Annotated in this window: 17 protein-coding genes; 5 read left to right on the top strand and 12 right to left on the bottom strand. The window is 63.1% G+C overall.

The window, feature by feature from the left end; translation table 11 throughout:
- Position 1: 1 nt before the first annotated feature.
- The 7 genes from C7G61_RS21920 to C7G61_RS21890 all read right to left on the bottom strand — a co-directional run bounded on the left by C7G61_RS21920 (position 2) and on the right by C7G61_RS21890 (position 6544).
- On the bottom strand, positions 2–925 hold the full coding sequence (locus C7G61_RS21920) for a DMT family transporter (protein WP_108518247.1): 924 nt from the start codon (positions 923–925) through the stop codon (positions 2–4).
- Positions 926–1056: 131 nt separating this feature from the next.
- Entirely contained in the window at positions 1057–1857 is an 801-nt protein-coding gene (locus C7G61_RS21915) for an NUDIX hydrolase (protein ID WP_108518245.1), read from the bottom strand.
- A 4-nt stretch (positions 1858–1861) separates the two neighbouring features.
- On the bottom strand, positions 1862–2818 hold the full coding sequence (locus C7G61_RS21910) for a dihydrodipicolinate synthase family protein (protein ID WP_108518242.1): 957 nt from the start codon (positions 2816–2818) through the stop codon (positions 1862–1864).
- A gap of 129 nt (positions 2819–2947) precedes the next feature.
- Entirely contained in the window at positions 2948–3829 is an 882-nt protein-coding gene (locus tag C7G61_RS21905; RefSeq protein WP_108518240.1) for an SDR family oxidoreductase, read from the bottom strand.
- Positions 3830–3939: 110 nt separating this feature from the next.
- The gene (locus C7G61_RS21900) at positions 3940–4800 is read right to left on the bottom strand and encodes a MaoC/PaaZ C-terminal domain-containing protein (RefSeq protein WP_108518237.1); all 861 of its coding nucleotides are present in this window, start codon (positions 4798–4800) and stop codon (positions 3940–3942) included.
- A gap of 206 nt (positions 4801–5006) precedes the next feature.
- Complete coding sequence (locus tag C7G61_RS21895; RefSeq protein WP_108518235.1) at positions 5007–5396, bottom strand: Zn-ribbon domain-containing OB-fold protein; 390 nt, start codon at positions 5394–5396, stop codon at positions 5007–5009.
- Positions 5396–6544, bottom strand: coding sequence for a thiolase domain-containing protein (locus C7G61_RS21890; protein ID WP_108518233.1), 1149 nt, complete (start codon positions 6542–6544; stop codon positions 5396–5398). The genes C7G61_RS21895 and C7G61_RS21890 overlap by 1 nt, the downstream gene beginning before the upstream one ends.
- A gap of 669 nt (positions 6545–7213) precedes the next feature.
- Here C7G61_RS21890 and C7G61_RS47040 point away from each other — a divergent pair.
- Complete coding sequence (locus C7G61_RS47040; RefSeq protein ID WP_274542284.1) at positions 7214–7345, top strand: hypothetical protein; 132 nt, start codon at positions 7214–7216, stop codon at positions 7343–7345.
- A 17-nt stretch (positions 7346–7362) separates the two neighbouring features.
- Here the strand turns inward: C7G61_RS47040 and C7G61_RS21880 are convergent, their stop codons facing one another.
- Both C7G61_RS21880 and C7G61_RS21875 read right to left on the bottom strand, forming a co-directional pair.
- Positions 7363–7872 (bottom strand): DUF4262 domain-containing protein, encoded by a 510-nt coding sequence (locus C7G61_RS21880; RefSeq protein WP_108518229.1) that lies wholly within the window; start codon positions 7870–7872, stop codon positions 7363–7365.
- Between the two features lie 231 nt (positions 7873–8103).
- Positions 8104–9087, bottom strand: a complete 984-nt coding sequence (locus C7G61_RS21875) for a transporter (RefSeq protein ID WP_108518227.1) — start codon at positions 9085–9087, stop codon at positions 8104–8106.
- A 308-nt stretch (positions 9088–9395) separates the two neighbouring features.
- Between C7G61_RS21875 and C7G61_RS21870 the strand changes: the two genes are divergently transcribed.
- Complete coding sequence (locus tag C7G61_RS21870; RefSeq protein WP_108518225.1) at positions 9396–10043, top strand: MSMEG_1061 family FMN-dependent PPOX-type flavoprotein; 648 nt, start codon at positions 9396–9398, stop codon at positions 10041–10043.
- A gap of 114 nt (positions 10044–10157) precedes the next feature.
- On the opposite strand, the gene C7G61_RS21865 is transcribed toward C7G61_RS21870, so the two are convergent.
- Entirely contained in the window at positions 10158–13661 is a 3504-nt protein-coding gene (locus C7G61_RS21865) for an indolepyruvate ferredoxin oxidoreductase family protein (RefSeq protein WP_108518223.1), read from the bottom strand.
- A 277-nt stretch (positions 13662–13938) separates the two neighbouring features.
- Between C7G61_RS21865 and C7G61_RS21860 the strand changes: the two genes are divergently transcribed.
- Together C7G61_RS21860 and C7G61_RS21855 are read left to right on the top strand one after the other, a co-directional pair.
- Positions 13939–15174 carry a cytochrome c gene (locus C7G61_RS21860; protein ID WP_108518414.1) on the top strand — a complete coding sequence of 412 codons (1236 nt, stop codon included), beginning with the start codon at positions 13939–13941 and terminating at the stop codon, positions 15172–15174.
- Positions 15175–15375: 201 nt separating this feature from the next.
- On the top strand, positions 15376–15813 hold the full coding sequence (locus C7G61_RS21855; protein WP_108518221.1) for a hypothetical protein: 438 nt from the start codon (positions 15376–15378) through the stop codon (positions 15811–15813).
- Positions 15814–15884: 71 nt separating this feature from the next.
- Here C7G61_RS21855 and C7G61_RS21850 read toward each other — a convergent pair whose 3' ends face one another.
- Complete coding sequence (locus C7G61_RS21850; protein WP_108518219.1) at positions 15885–16697, bottom strand: isocitrate lyase/PEP mutase family protein; 813 nt, start codon at positions 16695–16697, stop codon at positions 15885–15887.
- A 68-nt stretch (positions 16698–16765) separates the two neighbouring features.
- Positions 16766–17074 carry an NIPSNAP family protein gene (locus C7G61_RS21845; protein WP_108518412.1) on the bottom strand — a complete coding sequence of 103 codons (309 nt, stop codon included), beginning with the start codon at positions 17072–17074 and terminating at the stop codon, positions 16766–16768.
- Positions 17075–17275: 201 nt separating this feature from the next.
- On the opposite strand from C7G61_RS21845, the gene C7G61_RS21840 reads away from it, so the two are divergent.
- Entirely contained in the window at positions 17276–17980 is a 705-nt protein-coding gene (locus tag C7G61_RS21840; protein ID WP_108518217.1) for an ArsR/SmtB family transcription factor, read from the top strand.
- Positions 17981–18041: the final 61 nt, after the last annotated feature.

Genomic DNA, 18041 nt, shown 5'->3' with positions numbered 1-18041 from the left:
TTCAGGCAGCCTCCCCGACCGGTCTCGTCTTCCGCGCCGGAATTGTCATCGCGGCGACGCCGACGACGACACAGGCAAGCCCGATCCAGGCGGTCGAACTCAACTGCTCGCCGAGGAAAACCACGCCCACCGCGACGCCGATCGGCACGCGCAGATAGGCCTGCGCCGTGGTGCCGACCGATCCCAGGGTCCGGATCAGGCGGAAATAGATCACGAAGGCGAGCGCGGTGGAAAACACCGCGAGCGCTGCCAGCGCCAGCATCGAACCGGCCGACGGCTGCAGCGTCCACGGCCGCTCCAGTACCAGGCTCACGGGAATCAGGATCGCCGCGCCGCACAGCAACGATCCCGCCGCGGGCACAATCGGGTCGAGATCCCTGAACCCCCGGCCGAGGATGGCGGCGCCGGCGTAAGCGATGGCGGCAAGTACCATCGCGAGCTGGGCCGTCAGCTCCTCGCCGAAGCCGGCCAGCGCCTGCATCCCGACGATCAGGCAGATGCCGGCCATCCCGGCGAGGACGCCGAGCAGCTTACGTGACGTCACCGCCTCATGGCGCGTGATGGCGAGCGTCAGGAAAAACGTGAATATCGGCGCCGTGGAGTTGAGGATGGTTGCCACCCCCGCATCCAGCGTCCGCGATCCCCAGGCAACCATCGTCCAGGGGATGACGCTGTTGAGGCAGGTCTGGAACAGGAAGCGCCGCCAGGTCGTGGCATCGACGGGCATTCTCACGCCGCGCCAGCGCATGATGGCCAGCAACAGCAATCCGGCAATCAGCGTGCGGCACGCGATCAGGGTGATCGGCGGGATGGTCGCAACGCCGATCCGGATGAAGGTGTAGGACGCCCCCCACAGCGTCGCGAGTGCAAACAGCAGCGCCAGTTCGGTCGCCGCGCTGGCGCGCTTGGGATGGCTATCGTCCATGTCCGTCTTTTCCCGGTCTCGATCAATTCCGGGACGGACACTACAGCCGGACGCCCGTTGATACTTCGTTATGCACCGAAGTGTGGATGCAGCTTTCGCCCACGGCGGGGGCTTCGCGCGCGACGGACGCGTCAGCCGACCGAGCCGACCTCGAACACCTCGCCGTCGTAACCGGCTTCGAGGGGAATCCGGAGCTGGCGGCCGCCATTGTTCCGGGTCATGACAGGCGTCACGGTGACGACGGCTTTACCTCTGGAGTCGTCGAGCGCCGCCTTTACGCTCGCGTGCTTGCCGAGCTTGATCAGGTTGCGCGTGGTGGGGAACGGCAGCTTGAAGCGACCGCTCTCGCCGCCCTCCAGCGCCTCGCGCGGTGAGACCCAGATCGAATCGGTGGATTCCTTGCCGTCATGGGCGCCGACCTGTTCCGGCGGTGCGGCGGCGAGGAAAAACCAGGTGTCGAACCGCTTGGGCATACCTTGGGGTGTGATCCAGTGCGCATAGGGCACGAGTTCATCGAGCGCCAGCACCATGCCGTTATCGGTCAGCACCTTCAGGAAAGTGATCTTGCTGTCGCAGAGTTCAGCGCGATGCGCCGCCTCGATTTCGCTCGCGCGCTTGGCATCGACCAGCGCCTTAGACCCCTTCGGCCGCGCCAACAGGATACCGCTCTCCTCAAAGGTTTCGCGGATCGCGGCGATGCGGAAGCTTAGCGTGGCCTCGTCGAGCCCCTCGCCGCCGGAATACAGGGCCGGTGTCGCGATGATCTCCTTGTCGCCCTTGTCGACGCTGCCGCCGGGGAACACCAACGCTCCGGAATTGAAGTCGATCTCATAATGGCGAACCATCATGAAGACCTCGACCTCCTTGGCGGCAGCGCTGTCGCGCAGCAGCAGGATGGTGGATGCGGGACGCGGGGCGACGGCTTCGGCCATTAGACTAGCCTGCCGCGCTGGATTGCGGTTGCAGATTGGCGCGGCGGTCGACGCGCGCCACCCGTGACAACAGATAATCAACCTCGGCCTTTGCGGTTGCCGTAATCGTCGCGCCGGGCTTGCGCTGCGCGCTGGACGAGATGATGCCGCGCTTCTGCAGCACGTATTTGCGCACAGCCAAGCCTGCGCCCGGCTGCTGCTCGTAGCGGATCAGCGGCAGATGGGCGTCGAACAGGTCGTGCGCGGCATCGCGCTTGCCGGCCTTCGACAGTTTTACGGCGTCGATCAGCAATTCCGGGAAAGCGTAACCGGTCATGGCGCCGTCGGCGCCGCGCTCCATTTCGAAATCGAGGAACAGCCCGCCATTGCCGACCAGAATTGACAACGGCCGCAGCGAGCCGTCTTTCTGATAGCCGCGCAGCGTGGAGATCTTCTCCAGGCCGGGCCAGTCCTCATGCTTAAGCATCACGCAGGACGGCGAGTCCATCACGATCTTGCGGATCACGGCCGGCGTGAAAATGACGTTGAGCGTCAGCGGATAGTCCTGCAGCACCCAGGGGATCTCGTCGCCGATCGCTTCCTGCGCCTGCTTGAAATAGCCCGTGATCTGGTCGTCAGTGCGCAAGTTCGGCGGCGGCGCGATCATCACGCCAGCGGCGCCGGCGTCCATTGAGGCCTTTGCCAGCGAGCGCATGCTGGCAAATCCCGGCGCCGAGACGCCGACGATGATCTGCATGTTCTTGGCGCGCTTAACGAAGCGAACCGCGACCTGTTCGGCCTCAGCCGCGTCGAGCTTCGGTGCCTCGCCCAGAATGCCGAGCACGGTGACGCCGTCGCAGCCGACTTCGGCGTAGAAGTCGGTCAGCCGATCGATGGATTTCTCGTCGATGCGGCCGTCATCGTGGAACGGGGTCGGCGCGATGGCGAAGGTGCCGGCGGCCTGGGCGGTGAGTTTGGTCATTTGTGCGTCTATCCTCTTTGGTCATTCCGGGATGGTGCGCCAGCACCAGACCTCAGGTGCGCAATTGCGCACCGGGGAATCTCGAGATTCCGGGTTCATGCTTCGCATGCCCCGGAATGACATCTACATTTACTTGAATCGCCGCGCCGACTTCTTGATATCCTCCTCGGAGAAGAAGATGTCCTTGGCGTGGGTAACGATATCCTCAGCCTTCCACCCCGTAAACGGCGGCGTCCAGCCCTCCATTTCCATCATCCGCATCTCCCGCACACCGCGCGGGCCGGAAACGCCGAGCACCTTGCCGGTCTGGTCGCCCGACAAATCGCTGACCATGTATAGCACGGCCGGCGCGATGCCGTCCGGGCCCAGCGCGGCGCCGGGGTTCTCCTTATAGCGCGGCAGGTCTGCGGTCATGCGGGTCAGTGCGCCCGGGGCCAGCGTCCAGATCCGGATGTTGTATTTGCGGCCTTCAATGGCCAGCACGTTCGACAGTCCCCAGATACCGCCCTTGGCGGCGCCGTAATTGGTCTGGCCGAAATTGCCGATCAGGCCCGAGGTCGAGGACGTGTTGACGATGACGCCGCCGCCGTTCTCGCGCATCCATTTGAACACCGGCTGGGTGCAGCAGAAGGTGCCTTTGAGGTGCACCTTGATCACCCTGTCCCAGTTGGCTTCCTTGGCTTTTGCAAATGTCTCGTCGAGGAGGATGCCGGCGTTATTCACCAGAATGTCAGCGCGGCCGAAATTCTTGATGGCCTCCTCGAACACGGATTGTCCGCCTGCGACGGTCGAGATGTCGGATCCGTTGGCGACGGCACGGCCGCCCTCTTCCTTGATCGCGTTGACCACCTTCTGCGCCATCGACACGTCGGCGCCGGAACCGTCGCGGGGACCGCCGAGGTCGTTGACCACGACCGCCGCGCCCTCGCGCGCGAACAACTTAGCGTAGGCCTCACCGAGCCCGCCGCCTGCGCCGGTGATGATGGCGACCTTGCCGTCGAGTAGTCCCATGGTGTTTCTCCCAGTTAGTTGCCGTCATTCCGGGATGGTCCGAAGGACCAGACCCGGAATCTCGAGATTCCGCGTTCGATGCTACGCATCGCCCCGGAATGACGGGAATATCACCCCAGCACCGTCTTGCCGCTCTTGATGACCGTGACGCCTCTCGCCTTCACCTTCGCTTCGAACGAGACGACATTGCCGTCCTTCCACAACTCGATCGTCACGGTCTCGCCGGGAAACACCGGCGACGAAAAGCGCGCGACGTGCTGCTTGAAGGCGGACGGATCGTAGTCGGCATAGGTCTGCAGCACGCCGCGGCAGGTGATGCCGTAGGTGCACATGCCGTGCAGGATCGGCCGCGGAAAGCCGGCCTTCTTCGCAAACTCGGGATCCGAGTGCAGCGGATTGCGGTCGCCGCAGAGGCGATAGACCAGCGCCTGATCCGGTCGCGTCGTGATGTCGACGATCTTGTCCGGAGTCCTGCTCGGCACCTTGTGCGGCTCGGGCTGGCCTTCGGACGGCCCGCCAAAACCGCCGTCGCCGCGCGCAAAACGCGAAGCAACCAGGGTGGCGAGCTTCTCGCCGTTCTCATCCTTCAGCACGGTCTGGTGCCGGATGACGGCGCCCTTGTCCTTGCCCTTGTCGAACACGTCGAGCACGGTCGAGTCGGCCGTGATCTTGGCCGCGCCCGGCAGCGGCTTGTGGAACGTGATGTCGCGCTCGCCGTCGACCACCATCACGCGGTTGAGATTCATCTCGCCAGGACCGGCGCCCCATGCCGCCACCGAGGCGAAGGTCGGCACGACCTTGAGGGGACGCGGCGTAAGCGTGCCTTCGTTGACGTAAGCCAATTCTTTCTCATCCATGGGATCGGCGCCCATGCCGATGCCGTAGGCGTAGAGCATCACCTCGCGGTCGGTATAGGCGTATTTCTGGCCGAGATTTTTCAGGGCCATGAGCTGTTCGTAATTAATCGGCATGTTTGAACTCTCTCTCCCGAAATCTTTCTTCACCGGCGCCTGTTGCTGCGCCCTCTCCCCTTGTGGGAGAGGGCATCACCGGCGCTAGCCACAAACTCGCTTGGGTGAGGGGTTCTCTCCGCAAGCACAGTGCTCGCGGAGAGAACCCTCATCCGCCTTCGCTTTCAGCGAAGGCACCTTCTCCCACAAGGGGAGAAGGGAGGACTCTAGGCCGCCGTGAAGAACGGCAATGGCGCGCCGTCGGTCGGCTTGAACACCACCTTCACCTTCTGGCCGATCTTCAGCTTCTCAAGATCGCAATCGACAATGTTGGTCTGCAACGACGGGCCTTCCTTCAGCGTGACATAGGCGATCGCATACGGCCCGGTCGGCGATTTGCGCATCAGGCTGTAGGTGTAGATCGTGGCTTCACCCGAGCTTTCTTCCCACACCGTCTTGTCGGAGAAGCAGAACGGGCAGATCGAGCGCGGGAAGTAGTGCGGCTCGCCGCAGGCGGTGCAGCGCTTGATCATGAACTTGCCGGCCTTGGCCGCTTCCCAGAACTGCGCGGTCTCGGGATTGGTCACCGGCGCCGGATATTTTTTCGTTTCAGCCATCAAACGCGCTCCAGAATGCAGGTTGAGGCGGCGTGACGCACGCCGAGAAGTCCGCCGGTGCCATGGGCGATTGCGAGGTCGCAATTCGGCACCTGCACCTTCGGATGGGCTTCGCCGCGCAACTGACGGACCGCCTCGAGAATTTTGGTCATGCCGCCGCGGTTGACCGGGTGGTTGCTGCAGAGGCCGCCGCCGTCGGTGTTGAACGGCAGCTTGCCGACGCCCGAAATCAGATTGCCGTCGGAGACGAACTTGCCACCCTCGCCCTTCTTGCAGAAGCCGAGGTCTTCGAGCTGCATCAAAACCGTGATGGTGAAGCTGTCATAGATCGAGGCGTATTTGATGTCCTTTGGCGTGATGCCCGCTTCCTCGAAGGCGCGCGGGCCGGACCAGACGCCGGCGGAATAAGTCAGGTCGAGATCCTTGCCGCCGCGCGGGCCCTTCATCGCCTCGCCATGGCCGATCAGCCGCACCAGCGGCTTCTTCAGGCTCCTCGCGATCTCCGGCGTCGTCACGATCATCGCGCCGCCGCCATCGGTGACGACGCAGCAATCCATGCGGTGCAGCGGGTCCGAGATCATCGGCGAGTTGATGACGTCCTCGACGGTGACGACCTCTTTCAACATCGCGTGCGGGTTGTACTGGGCGTGATGGGAAGCCGCGACCTTGATCCAGGCGAGCTGTTCGCTTGTGGTACCGTAGTCGTGCATATGGCGCATGGCACACATGCCGTAGGCATTGTGGGTGGTGGCCCCATAGGCCGCCTCGAAATCGGCTTCCGCGCCTGCGGCGCGCGGCGGCATCACACCGGTGCGCGGCTTGCCGGCGAGCGTGACCAGCGCGATCGAGCATTTGCCCGCCGCGATCGCTTCCGCCGCGTGGCCGAGATGGATCAAATAGGAACAGCCGCCGGTCTCGGTGGAATCCATATGGCGAACCTTGAGGCCGAGGTAATCGACCATCGGCCAAAGGCCGCCAGGGGCGTCGCCGGCGCAGAAATAGCCGTCAATATCGGCTTTGGTCAGCCCGGCATCCTCGATCGCCCCCTTGGCGACTTCGGCGTGCAACTGCGCGGTTGATTTATCGGGTGCGTGCCGGGTGGGATGCTCGTAGATCCCGGCAATGTAGGCTTTGCCCTTGATGGTCAAATCGTTCTCCGTTGGCGTTTCTTCTTCCAGGTTTTTTCTGGCCTGTCAGGGCTGCCTTGGCAAGCGCCGAGATATTCCGCAGGGCGAGACAGGCAGCGACCGGACTCAAGCCGGGATGATTATCCGCGGACATCATATCAGGGCGTGAGAGGCGGATATGCCGGTGCGTTCTCGCGGCGCGACGCGCCCGAGTTGTAGCTGGCCGCTCGACCCTCTTCGAGATAGAGGGCGCAGGGAAGACCGGGTGCGCGCTGCACCCGCGGTCTCGTGTGCAATGGCACAAAGAAGTGCGCACACGAGCATACAGGTCCAGCGGAGAGCATCCGGCCTTCCCTGCGCAATGGTTTGATGGCTTATGGCGCGCTCTCCCCGGAGACGAATTCCTCTTGCCTCCGTCATCGGCGAATTGACGGTTTTGCGAACCCGGTTGGGCTTGCGAAAACCTCCGCCGATTTGACACCAGCCACGGGTGCCAGAACCACACGCTTTTGCCGTACGCGAACTGCGCCGCTCGTCCTGCGCGGATCAATCGCTCACAGTCTCAAGCACAAAGCCTGAGACCGCCCTGCAATGCCTCGCGCGCGCAACGCTATCGCGTCCACCGCAACCCGCACTCCACGTATCGTGACGACGCGTACGCCCCTCTTCATGAGGCGGGATGGCGCGAAGATGGAGCTGATTTGGGGGAAATTGAGAAGCAATATATTTTTGCCGCGCAATCTGGACGACCCAAATCACGTTGAAATGGCGGGTAAAATTCGTTTTTTGGCGCAGCGGGTTTTGGCGTATTTTTGGACGTGATTTGCCCTGACGGGCGATCAGTTTTGGCGAGCGCGCAGGCCAAACCAATTGCCGACGGTTAGATCGGGTTGAGCAGTTCGGAAATCCGCTGACGATCCTGACGTCCACGGAAACTCTCCGCCTCGATCCGGAAACACAAGCTGGAGACACTCGAAACTGTCATTTCCATAAAACCATCTGCTCCAGCCAAGGTGGGCTTCATACTGCTCAAGCGCCACCGGGAGAAGTACCGCTGCTGCATTCCCAAATATCTCGCCGGTTGGTTCGCCAACGGGCAGGCGTCGCCCCGCTTCGAGTTCGCGATAGATGTGCCAAAACGTATCCTGGGCAGTCTCTTTCGACATTGAGAACAGTATCACCTCCGGAAAGCTGAACTTCAGCCAGTAGCCGGTTGTGTAGGAGAAACCAGGCCCTACGTCGTCTGCCCCGACATGCGCGCCGAACCAGCCATGTTCGCGAATTTGCTGAACGAAGCTTTGCTCGTGTTGGTCCAGTCGTCCAGGGTCGGCATCAAGGGCTGTAAGCATGAATCACATCGGGTCATGATGGGTGAACGCAGGCGTACCCTATCATGCCACGATTCATAGGAAAAATAGTGGGTTCGCTTTGCTAGCTAAACCCACCCCACGCAACTGCTCTGGTCTTTGTTGAGACGCAAGTCGCGGCATGACGCGAGCACGGACCATGTTCGGCATAGCCGCGGCGATGCCTACTTCGCGGGCGTGTCGACGGAGGCGACAGGCACACCATGATCGGGCCTACAGCGCCTTGGTCCGCCTGAGCAGCCACCAGGTCAGTGCTCCCGCGGCGATCACCATCAGAAGCGCGTACCAGGTGCCGCCGTCGCCGTCCTGGAACGGCATGTCCTTGGTGTTCATGCCGAAGAAGCCGGTGACCAGCGTCGAGGGCAGCATGCACGCGGTCAGGACCGACAGCGTGAACAGGCGGCGGTTGGTGATCGCCGTCATGCGGCCGGCGATCTCGTCCTGCAGCAGCCGCGCGCGCTCATAGACCGCGCTGAACTCGTAGTCGAGCGCGTCGAACTTCTGCGCAAGCTTGCGCATTGCCGACAGCAGGGTTTCGGATTCGACGTCCTCGCGCGTCTCCATGCGGTGAAACAGCGCCCGGATCTGCGAGAGCTGCCGCCGCGTGCGGATCGCTTGCAGGCGCACGCGGCCGAGCCGCAATCGCTCTTCGTCGATCTCGTCGTGCAGGACATGATCCTCGACGATGTCGAGCTCGTCGCCGAGGCCCGCCGAATAGCGTCCGATCACATCGGCGAACTGGTCGACGATCGCATCGAACAGCGACACCGGGGTGGGAAACTTGCGGCCGCTATCGATCGCACGCCGTGTCAGCTCGATCGCGCGCAGCGGCTTGCGCCGGGCGGTGACCATCAGCTTCGACGAGATCGCAAAGTGGACCCGCAGGAGATCGTCGCCCTCCTGCATGAACTCCTGATGCAGGTCGGGCAAAACGCCGGCGATCTCCTCGTCGAAAATATCGAGGCGGATATGCTCGTCGGCATCGATCAGGGTCTCGCGCGCGACATCGGACAGCGCAGCACTCCTGGCGAGCCAGTCGTGGCAGCGACGGTTGGACAGATTGAAATGCAGCCAAAGCCAGCCGTGCGGATCCGCGAGTTCCGCATCGAGGTTGGCGACGTCGAGCTTCGTCGCGGAGCCGTCGCCCGCGAAGCGATAGGCAGAGATGATGCCGATATCGGCGAGGGCTTGGTCCATCCGCTAACCCGTTGCTGTTGTGAAGCAGGCAATGCGTCAACGCAGTGACAAGCTGATGACGACTACACCCCATCGAAGCTCTGGAGACAAGGTCTGACTCAACTGGGCAGTTCGCTGGTACTTTTTGGGTTCACGCCCTAGCGCCGTAGGGTGGGTAGAGCGAAACGTGCCCACCATTCGCGAGCGGAGCGTTGGACGGTGGCACGACGCGAAGAGCGCCTTTGCTACCCTACGCAGTGCTGCCGAACATCGACACGTTCGCTTTCGTAGGATAGATTTTGACACTTCAAGTAGGGGGAGATTGCGGCATGGCTGCGATTAGTGAGTTGCGAGAACGTTTCCGCGAAGTCGTCGCGAGCGAGGCGGAGCTCCGGGCCGTCGTCGGCGACCCCCCCAGCCATTCGTTGGCTAAGGTCATCACAGCTATCGACCACATTGCACGCACGTTCATTGAGCGCGCGCCATTCGCCTTCGTTGCCTCCGCAGGCGAGGCCGGCTTGCTCGACATCTCACCCAAGGGCGACTCTGCCGGCTTCGTGAAAGTTCTGGACGAGCACACCCTTGCGATTCCCGACCGGCTCGGCAACCGTCGCTTGGATACCTTCCGTAACGTGCTACGCAATCCGAACGTCGGACTAATTTTCCTCATTCCGGGCGTGACGCACACTCTTCGCGTGAGCGGGAAGGCAATTATCGTAAGAGACGAGTCCCTCCGAGATATGATGAAGGTGAATGGCAAGGCGCCCAATCACGTCCTGGTCGTAGGGGTGGAAAAGGTCTTCTCACACTGCCCGAAGTGCATGATCAGATCCGGCCTCTGGCAGCCTGATACGTGGGAGGACCCGGCAGACGTGCCATCTTTTGCAGAAACGCTGGTCGCCCACGCCAAGCCGCAAAAAAGCGTCGACGAAATGCAGGCCATCATCGAGACAGCCAACAGGGAAAGGCTGTACTGAGGCGGCGCTTTGTAGGGTGGGCAAAGCGAAGCGTGCCCACCATTCCGGACAACGACCGTCGAGAGATGATGGGCACGGCGCAAGTGCGCCTTTGCCCACGCCCACCCTACGCAATCACTCCGCTGCGAGTTGCCGCGGTGCCGGCGGCGGGTTGACGAGGTCGGCGGCGAGTTGGGCGTAGCGGGCCTTGGCGTCCTGCACCGCCTTCTCCTTCACCGGGCCGTAGCCGCGAATGCGGTCGGGCAGCGAGAGGATCTCGACGGCAGTATCGTGGGTCACCGGCGACAGCAGGCCGAGCACGGTGGCGACGTCCTTTTCATAGCCTGCGATCAGGTCGCGCTCGAGCTTGCGGTCGGGGCTGTAGCCGAAGATGTCGAACGGCGTACCGCGCAGGAAGCGCAGTTTTGCCAGCGTCCGGAACGCCGGCATCATCCACGCGCCGAAGGCCCGCTTCTTCGGCCGGCCGAGTGCATCGAGGCCGCCGCCGAGGATGGGTGGCGCCAGATTGAAGTTGAACTTGAAGTCGCCTTCGAACTGGTCGCGGAGCTGCTTTTCGAATTTTCCGTCGGTGAACAGCCGCGCGACTTCGTACTCGTCCTTGTAGGCGAGCAGTTTTGCGTAGTTGATCGCGACCGCCCGCGGCAACGCTTCGCCATAGCCGCCATCGGTGGCGGCATCGCGCACTCGCTTAACGAGGCTGCGATAGCGCTCGGCGAGCGCAGCATTTTGATATTCGGCGAGGTGCGCGCTGCGGTGGGCGATGATCTCGTCGAGCGACATCGCATCCAGCGTCTTGGGCGCAACAACCTCGTCCTGGCCCTTCATCATCGCCTCGAGCCGAGCCGGATCGGCGGCGGCGAGACGGCCGAGCTGGAAAGCCTGCGTGTTCATCTTGATCGAAACGCCGTTGACCTCGATCGCCTGCAAAATCGCCTTCGCCGACAGCGGCAGCAGGCCCTTCTGGTAGGCGTAGCCCAGCATCATGATGTTGGTGGCGATGGAATCGCCCAGCAGCGCTTCGGCGGGCTTGGTGAAGTCGTAGAAGGAAGAGTCCTTGCGCAGCTCGGTCTCCAGCACGTGGTTGACCTTGCGGCTCTGGAAATTGAAATCGCGGTTGAGGATAAAGTCGGCCGTCGGAATGACGTGGGTGTTGATGACGCCGACGGTGCGGCTGGCTTCGCAAAGCGTGATGGTGTCCTTGGCCGCGGCGACCACCTCGTCGGCCGCCATCACCAGATCGGCGGTGCCGGTGACGATGCGCGAACAGGTGACGTCGGCGGTATGTTCTGACAGACGCACATGGCTCAGCACCGCGCCGCCCTTTTGCGCGAGGCCGGACATGTCGAGGATCATGCTGGCCTTGCCTTCGATATGCGCGGCCATGCCGAGCAGCGCGCCGATGGTCAAGACGCCAGTGCCGCCGACACCGCCGACCGCGATGTTGTAGGGCCGCTCCAGCGACGGAAACGAGGCCGGCTCGGGCAGATCGATGTCACCAAGCCCGGCGTCGCCAAGGTTGGCCGGCGCGCGGCGGCGCGGCTTGCCGCCATCGACAGTGACGAAGGACGGGCAAAAGCCCTTCAGGCACGAATAGTCCTTGTTGCAGGTCGACTGGTTGATGGTGCGCTTGCGGCCCATCTCGGTTTCCAACGGCTCCACCGAAATGCAGTTCGACTGCACAGAACAATCGCCGCAGCCTTCGCAGACGGCCGGATTGATCATGACGCGGCGCGCCGGATCTTCCATCAGGCCGCGCTTGCGGCGGCGGCGTTTTTCGGCGGCGCAGGTCTGCACGAAGACGATCGCCGAGGTGCCCTTCAGCGTGCGGCAGGTCCTCTGGACAGTGTCGAGTTCGTCGCGATGCGCGACGTTGACCCCGGGCGCGATGTCGGACGCCGGATAGGCACTCGGGTTTTCCGAGACGAGATAGATATTGCGGATGCCTTCGGCGTGAAGCTGGAAGGTGATCTGCTGCGGCGACAATTCGCCGTCGACATGCTGGCCGCCGGTCATGGCGGTCGCATCGTTGTAGAGAAGCTTGTAGGTGATGTTGGCGCCTGACGCGATTGCCTGACGGATCGCGAGGCTGCCGGAGTGGAAGTAAGTGCCGTCGCCGAGATTGGCGAATACGTGCTCTTCCTTGGTGAAGGGCGCGACGCCTACCCACGGCACGCCCTCGCCTCCCATATGGGTGTAGGTCTCGGTCGAGCGGTCCATCCACAGCGCCATGAAGTGGCAGCCGATGCCGGCAAAGGCGCGGCTGCCCTCGGGCACCTTGGTGGAAGTGTTGTGCGGGCAGCCGGAGCAGAAATAGGGTGTGCGGGTGACGGGGGCGACCGCTTGCATCTGGGTCGCCTGCCGGCCGTTGAACCAGTCGGCCTTGGCGCGGAGCATCGCGGCGATTTCGGGATTGAGATTAAGTCGAAGCAGGCGTTCGGTCAGTGAGCTTGCGAGCGAGGCGACGCTAAGCTCGGCGGCGAAAGTGAGAAAACGCTTGTCGTGATCGTCCATCTTGCCGACGATGCGGGGACGGACGTCGTCGCGCCAATTGAACAGCTCCTGTTTGACTTGATTCTCGACGATCTCGCGGCGCTCCTCGACGATGAAGATTTCCTCGAGGCCGATGGCGAAATTGCGCACGCCTTCCGGCTCCAGCGGCCAGGGCATGCCGATCTTGTAAAGCCGCAAGCCGATCTTGGCGGCGACTTCCTCGGTGATGCCGAGTTCGCGCAGCGCCTGACGGATGTCCTCGTAGCTCTTGCCCGATGCCATGATGCCGTAGCGGGCATTCGGCGAATCCATGGTGATGCGGTTGATCTTGTTGGCGCGCGCAAACGCAATCGCAGCATAGCCCTTGTAATCCTGCAGGCGCAGGTCCTGCGCATAGCGATCATCGGGCCAGCGCAGGTTGAGTCCACCCGGCGGCATCTCGAAATCGGTCGGGATCGCGAACGGCGTCATCTCGTCGGAGAGGTCGATCTCGGCGGTGGTCTCCACCGTCTCGGTGATCACCTTCATGCCGACCCAGCAGCCGGAGTAGCGCGACATCGCGATGCCCAACAGGCCCATCTCGATGATTTCGTGGATGCTGGAAGGATAGAGATACGGCATCAGCGCGGAGATGAAGGCGTGGTCCGACTGATGGGGAACGGTCGAGGATTTGGCGCCATGGTCGTCGCCGGCGAGGCAGAGCACGCCGCCGTTTTTCGCCGAGCCCGCCGTATTGCCGTGGCGGAAGACGTCGCCGCAGCGGTCGACGCCGGGGCCCTTGCCGTACCAGATGCCGACCGCGCCATCATATTTGGCGCCGGGCGAAAGGTTGAGCTGCTGCGAACCCCAGATCGCGGTCGCCGCGAGGTCTTCGTTCACGCCGGGCTGAAACTTGATGTTGTATTGTTCGAGGTGTTTTCGCGCGGCGAAGAGCTGCTGGTCGTAGCCGCCGAGCGGCGAGCCGCGGTAGCCGGAAATGAAGCCAGCGGTGTTCAGCCCCGCGGCGCGGTCGCGGCGGATCTGGGCCATCGGCAGCCGAACCAGCGCCTGGATGCCGGTCAGGAAGATGTGCCCCGTACCTTGGGTGTATTTCTGATCGAGACTGATCGGACCCTGGTTGATTCCCATTGCACCCTCTTGAGCCTGGATCGGGATGACTGTTTTTAGCTAGTCATCTGAGCTTGTTAGAACCAGTCTATGTCGGATTTTTCAGCGGACGCACTACAAATCTCGCCCCCGGAGCCGCGCTTTCAAAGATCGCAACTTCGTGCCGGGAATAACGGCACCGCTTTTCGGTTTGTGTCGTCCGGGAGCCTCGGCGCGAAACGGCATGACATCCCTCCCCTGTCCGCTTTCGCGCTATAACGCCCCGGGAGGCCAGATGGTGCAGGGACCACGCCGGATGATGCGGACGATTCTCGCTGCCATGCTTTTGTGCACTGCGTTCGCGGGCGGTGAGGTCTTCGCGGTCAGCGAAAGCCATGCCCAATCCAAAGCTGAGCCAACGCTTGAGGATATAGCGCGCGGCAAGGCGCTGACGGAAGCCGGCGACTGCGCGAGCTGCCATACCGCCGATCCCGCAAAACCGTTCGCCGGCGGCAAGCGGATCGATACCCCGTTCGGCGGCATCTACACGCCCAATCTGACGCCGGATCGCGCGACGGGCTTGGGCGCCTGGAGCGATGACGATTTCTACCGCGCCCTGCGCTTCGGCGTGGCGCGCGACGGCTCGCGCTATTACCCGGCCTTCCCCTATCCGAATTTCACCAGGCTGACGCGCCAGGACATTTTCGCTATTCGCGCCTATCTGGCGACGCTGGCGCCAATGCGAAACGAGCCCCGCGCGCCGGAGCTGCGCTTTCCGTTCAACTATCGCGTCGTCATGCGCGGCTGGAACTGGCTGTTCTTCAAGCCCGGCATTCTGATGCCCGACCAGCAGAAGAGCGCGGAGTGGAATCGCGGGCGCTACCTGGTCGAAGGCGTCGCGCATTGCGGGGTCTGCCATACGCCGAAGAACATGCTCGGCGCAGACAAGCGCGGCCAGAAGTATGGCGGCGGACGCGTCGACGGCATGTTCGCGCCGCGGCTGGACGGCGCTGAACGTAGCGGCCTGAAATCCTGGAGCGTGGAGGACATCACCGAGTATCTGCAGAGCGGCCGCAACGCCAGGAGCCATGCCGGCGAGCTGATGTCCGAGGTCGTGGTCAATTCGACCTCGAAGATGAGCGATGCGGATGTCAGAGCCATCGCGATTTACCTGAAAGGTCTGCCGGCCGGCGCGCCGGAACCGAAGGTCACCCCGCCCTCGCCGGCGCAAATGGCAGAAGGCAAAAAACTCTATGACGGCGCTTGCATCGCCTGCCACGAAGAGGACGGCTCAAGTGCGCCGCGAATCTACCCGCCGCTGCCCGGCAACGCCAATATGCAGTCCGCCGACGCCTTGAGCACGCTGCGCATCATCCTCGACGGCGCGGAAACCGTGACGACGCCGCGCGCGCCGAACAAGGGATCGATGCCGGCCTATGCCGCGAAGATGACCGACCAGCAGATTGCCGACGTGACGAACTATATCCGCAATTCCTGGGGCAATGCGGCGCCGCTGGTGACGGCTGATCAGGTCGCGAAAGCGCGGCGCAAATGATCGTGTCCCGCGCACGCGGTGCGCCGCAGAGCCGGGACCCAAGCCGTGCCACGGACCCCGGATCAGCGGCGCATCACGCCGCGAGCGCGGCGCTACTTCACATGGGAACTGAGGTTCCAACATTACGGAGTTGCAACACAGGCGCGGAACATCCGGGCGCGCCAGCCATTGTCTTCGGGATGCTAACGGAGGAACCCATTCATGGCTTACCAACCCAATCCGAACGATCCCTATCGCCCCGGCCTGAGCGATGAAGAAATCCGCCATCAGGCCCGCCTCAACAGTCTCGACAATGAGTTGCAGGCCGATCCCGGCCTCGGTGAGGGTCCTCCCAGCGGCGCGAAGGTCGCGATGTTCGCCGTTGCCATCGCGGTGGTGCTGGGCGCGCTGTTCTATGGTCTCAACAATACGACCGTGAACCAGGCGGGTACCTCGCCGGAGAACCGGACCGCGCAGCAGACGCAGCCGGCTAACCCTGCGGCGCCTCCGGGCATGCGTGACGTAACGCCGCGCAGCAACGCCGATCCGGGTACGACCACGGGTGCGGCGACGAATCGCCCGACGCCGCCATCTCCGCCCAGCACGGACATGAACAAGTCGACCACGCCGCCTGCGGACAACGCGCCGGCCAAGCAGTAACGGTCATCATCCGAAACAACGCGCAGCGGGCCGACCGGCCCGCTGCTTTTTGTGGCTCGCTGACTTTGGCGCTAGCTGAACATCTTGTTGAGTTCGCCGCCGGGATAGCCGTTCGCGAATTCGGTGAACGTCCCCTGCTCCGCCATCTCCTTTGATGCCTTCATGAAGCCGGCCCATGCCATCCGCGCCAGCGAGGCGCCGACGCTGATCCGGCGCACGCCGAGATCAGAGGCCGCCTTCAGCGACGGGCCGGCCGCGCCGACCAGGAGATTGACGGGTTTTGGCGCGACCGCCTTCACCACGGCCGAAATCTCTTCAGCCGTCGTGATGCCGGGCGCATAGAGGCAATCGGCGCCCGCCTCGGCATAGGCGGTGAGCCGGTCGATCACAAGCGTCAGATCCTTCTGCCCGCGCAAAAACGCCTCGCAGCGGCCGGTGAGCAAGACGCCGCTATTGTCGGCATCGATCGCTTTGCGCGCCGCGCTGATGCGATCGATCGCAAGCGCGCGATCGAACAGCGGTTTTGCGTTGTCTCCGGTAAAATCCTCGATCGAAAGGCCGGCCACGCCGGTCTTCACGGCGCGGGCGACGTTGACACCGACCTTGTCCGGTTCGTGGGCAAAGCCGTCCTCGAAGTCGGCATTAACAGGAATATCGACCGCCGCAGAGATCGCGGCCAGATGGTTGCAGACGTCGTCGACGGTGACGCGGTTGTCGGCCTTGGCGATCGTCCAGGCAAAGCCCGCGCTGGTGGTAGCCAGCGCCTTGAAGCCGAGATGCTGCAAGGCTACCGCGCTGCCGACGTCAAAGGGATTGGGGATGATGAAGCATCCGCTCTCGTGCAATGTCCTGAACGCGGCGCGTTTGTCAGCAGGTGTCAGCATGGGTCGCTCCCCTCAATGTTTGTTGGCGCCGCGTAGATAGGAACGCAACGCCTGTTCTGCCAGACGCCTCACGCCACGACCTTGCGCAGGAAGGTCCGCTCCTCAGTGAGGATGAACTTGTTCTCCTCGGCGAAATTGAAATTGGCCATGCCCTCGCTGTCGGCGCGCAGCCGTGCGCGGTAGCTTTCATAGGCGGCGAGACTCTCGAACGAGATCAGCGCAAACGCGATGTTGTTGGTGCCCTCATGCGGCATCCAGTAGCCGAGCAGGTCGCCGCCGCATTTCGGGATGATGGTGAGCCAGTTTTTTGAGTATTGCTCGAACTGGGCGCGTTTGAACGGATCGAGCTGGTAGCGGATGAAAACGGTGATGGTCATGAGGTTCTCCAATAATTCTGCACCGTCATTGCCTGCGACAAACGCGAAGCGTTTGCGCAAGGGAGCGAAGCGACGAAGCAATCCATTCCTCCACTCGTGGCGGCATGGATTGCTTCGCTTCGCTCGCAATGACGGAGCCTGGTGTTGCAGCCGTGACAATACCCACTTGATCGACGTCAATGCTTCGGCTATCATCGAACTATGAAAGCAGGCCCCGACATCGCCATGGTCGCCTCGCTCGTCGGCGATCCCGCGCGCTCCAACATGCTGACCGCGCTGATGACCGGCCGCGCGCTGACCGCGAGCGAGCTGGCGCACCAGGCCGGCATCACGCCGCAGACCGCGAGTTCGCATCTGGCGAAACTCGAAGCCGGCGGCCTGATCGAACCTGAAAAACAGGGCCGTCACCGCTATTACCGCCTCACCGGCCCCGACGTCGCGCATGTGCTCGAAGGCCTTGCGGGCCTCGCCGAGCGCGCCGGTCACACCCGCGTGCGCACGGGGCCGAAGGAGCCGGCGCTGCGGCGGGCGCGGATCTGCTACGATCATCTCGCCGGCGATCTCGGCGTGCAGATGCTCGACAGCCTGCGCAAGCAGCGGCTGGTCCGGCAAACAAAACAGGACATCGAACTCACCGGCGAGGGCAAGCGCTTCATGGCCGAGGCGTTGCAGATCGATGCCGAGGCGCTGGTGCATCCGCGCCGGCCGGTGTGCAAGGCCTGTCTCGACTGGAGCGAACGCCGCCATCACCTCGCCGGCACGCTGGGGGCCGCCGTGATGAACCGGTTCACCGAACTCAACTGGGCAGCGCGCGATCCGACGCCAGGCAGCCGCGTCGTGAATTTTACGCGCACCGGTGAAAAGCGGTTTGCTGCGCTGTTCGGAAACGATCAGGAGCGGCCCTGATCTCCGCAAAACGTGAAGCCGCGCCGGCTTTACGGCGCGCTTTCATCGCATCAATAAGGCC

Source organism: Bradyrhizobium algeriense, from assembly GCF_003062295.1.
Taxonomy (GTDB): domain Bacteria; phylum Pseudomonadota; class Alphaproteobacteria; order Rhizobiales; family Xanthobacteraceae; genus Bradyrhizobium; species Bradyrhizobium algeriense.
Note: the sequence above shows the minus strand (reverse complement) of the source record. Positions and strands in the feature narration are given on the sequence as shown.

Excerpts from the sequence above, each read along its gene's own strand:
- C7G61_RS21920 (WP_108518247.1), bottom strand. The coding sequence starts at position 925 with ATGGACGATAGCCATCCCAAGCGCGCCAGCGCGGCGACCGAACTGGCG.
- C7G61_RS21915 (WP_108518245.1), bottom strand. The coding sequence starts at position 1,857 with ATGGCCGAAGCCGTCGCCCCGCGTCCCGCATCCACCATCCTGCTGCTG.
- C7G61_RS21910 (WP_108518242.1), bottom strand. The coding sequence starts at position 2,818 with ATGACCAAACTCACCGCCCAGGCCGCCGGCACCTTCGCCATCGCGCCG.
- C7G61_RS21905 (WP_108518240.1), bottom strand. The coding sequence starts at position 3,829 with ATGGGACTACTCGACGGCAAGGTCGCCATCATCACCGGCGCAGGCGGC.
- C7G61_RS21900 (WP_108518237.1), bottom strand. The coding sequence starts at position 4,800 with ATGCCGATTAATTACGAACAGCTCATGGCCCTGAAAAATCTCGGCCAG.
- C7G61_RS21895 (WP_108518235.1), bottom strand. The coding sequence starts at position 5,396 with ATGGCTGAAACGAAAAAATATCCGGCGCCGGTGACCAATCCCGAGACC.
- C7G61_RS47040 (WP_274542284.1), top strand. The coding sequence starts at position 7,214 with ATGGAGCTGATTTGGGGGAAATTGAGAAGCAATATATTTTTGCCGCGC.
- C7G61_RS21880 (WP_108518229.1), bottom strand. The coding sequence starts at position 7,872 with ATGCTTACAGCCCTTGATGCCGACCCTGGACGACTGGACCAACACGAG.
- C7G61_RS21875 (WP_108518227.1), bottom strand. The coding sequence starts at position 9,087 with ATGGACCAAGCCCTCGCCGATATCGGCATCATCTCTGCCTATCGCTTC.
- C7G61_RS21870 (WP_108518225.1), top strand. The coding sequence starts at position 9,396 with ATGGCTGCGATTAGTGAGTTGCGAGAACGTTTCCGCGAAGTCGTCGCG.
- C7G61_RS21865 (WP_108518223.1), bottom strand. The coding sequence starts at position 13,661 with ATGGGAATCAACCAGGGTCCGATCAGTCTCGATCAGAAATACACCCAA.
- C7G61_RS21860 (WP_108518414.1), top strand. The coding sequence starts at position 13,939 with ATGCGGACGATTCTCGCTGCCATGCTTTTGTGCACTGCGTTCGCGGGC.
- C7G61_RS21855 (WP_108518221.1), top strand. The coding sequence starts at position 15,376 with ATGGCTTACCAACCCAATCCGAACGATCCCTATCGCCCCGGCCTGAGC.
- C7G61_RS21850 (WP_108518219.1), bottom strand. The coding sequence starts at position 16,697 with ATGCTGACACCTGCTGACAAACGCGCCGCGTTCAGGACATTGCACGAG.
- C7G61_RS21845 (WP_108518412.1), bottom strand. The coding sequence starts at position 17,074 with ATGACCATCACCGTTTTCATCCGCTACCAGCTCGATCCGTTCAAACGC.
- C7G61_RS21840 (WP_108518217.1), top strand. The coding sequence starts at position 17,276 with ATGAAAGCAGGCCCCGACATCGCCATGGTCGCCTCGCTCGTCGGCGAT.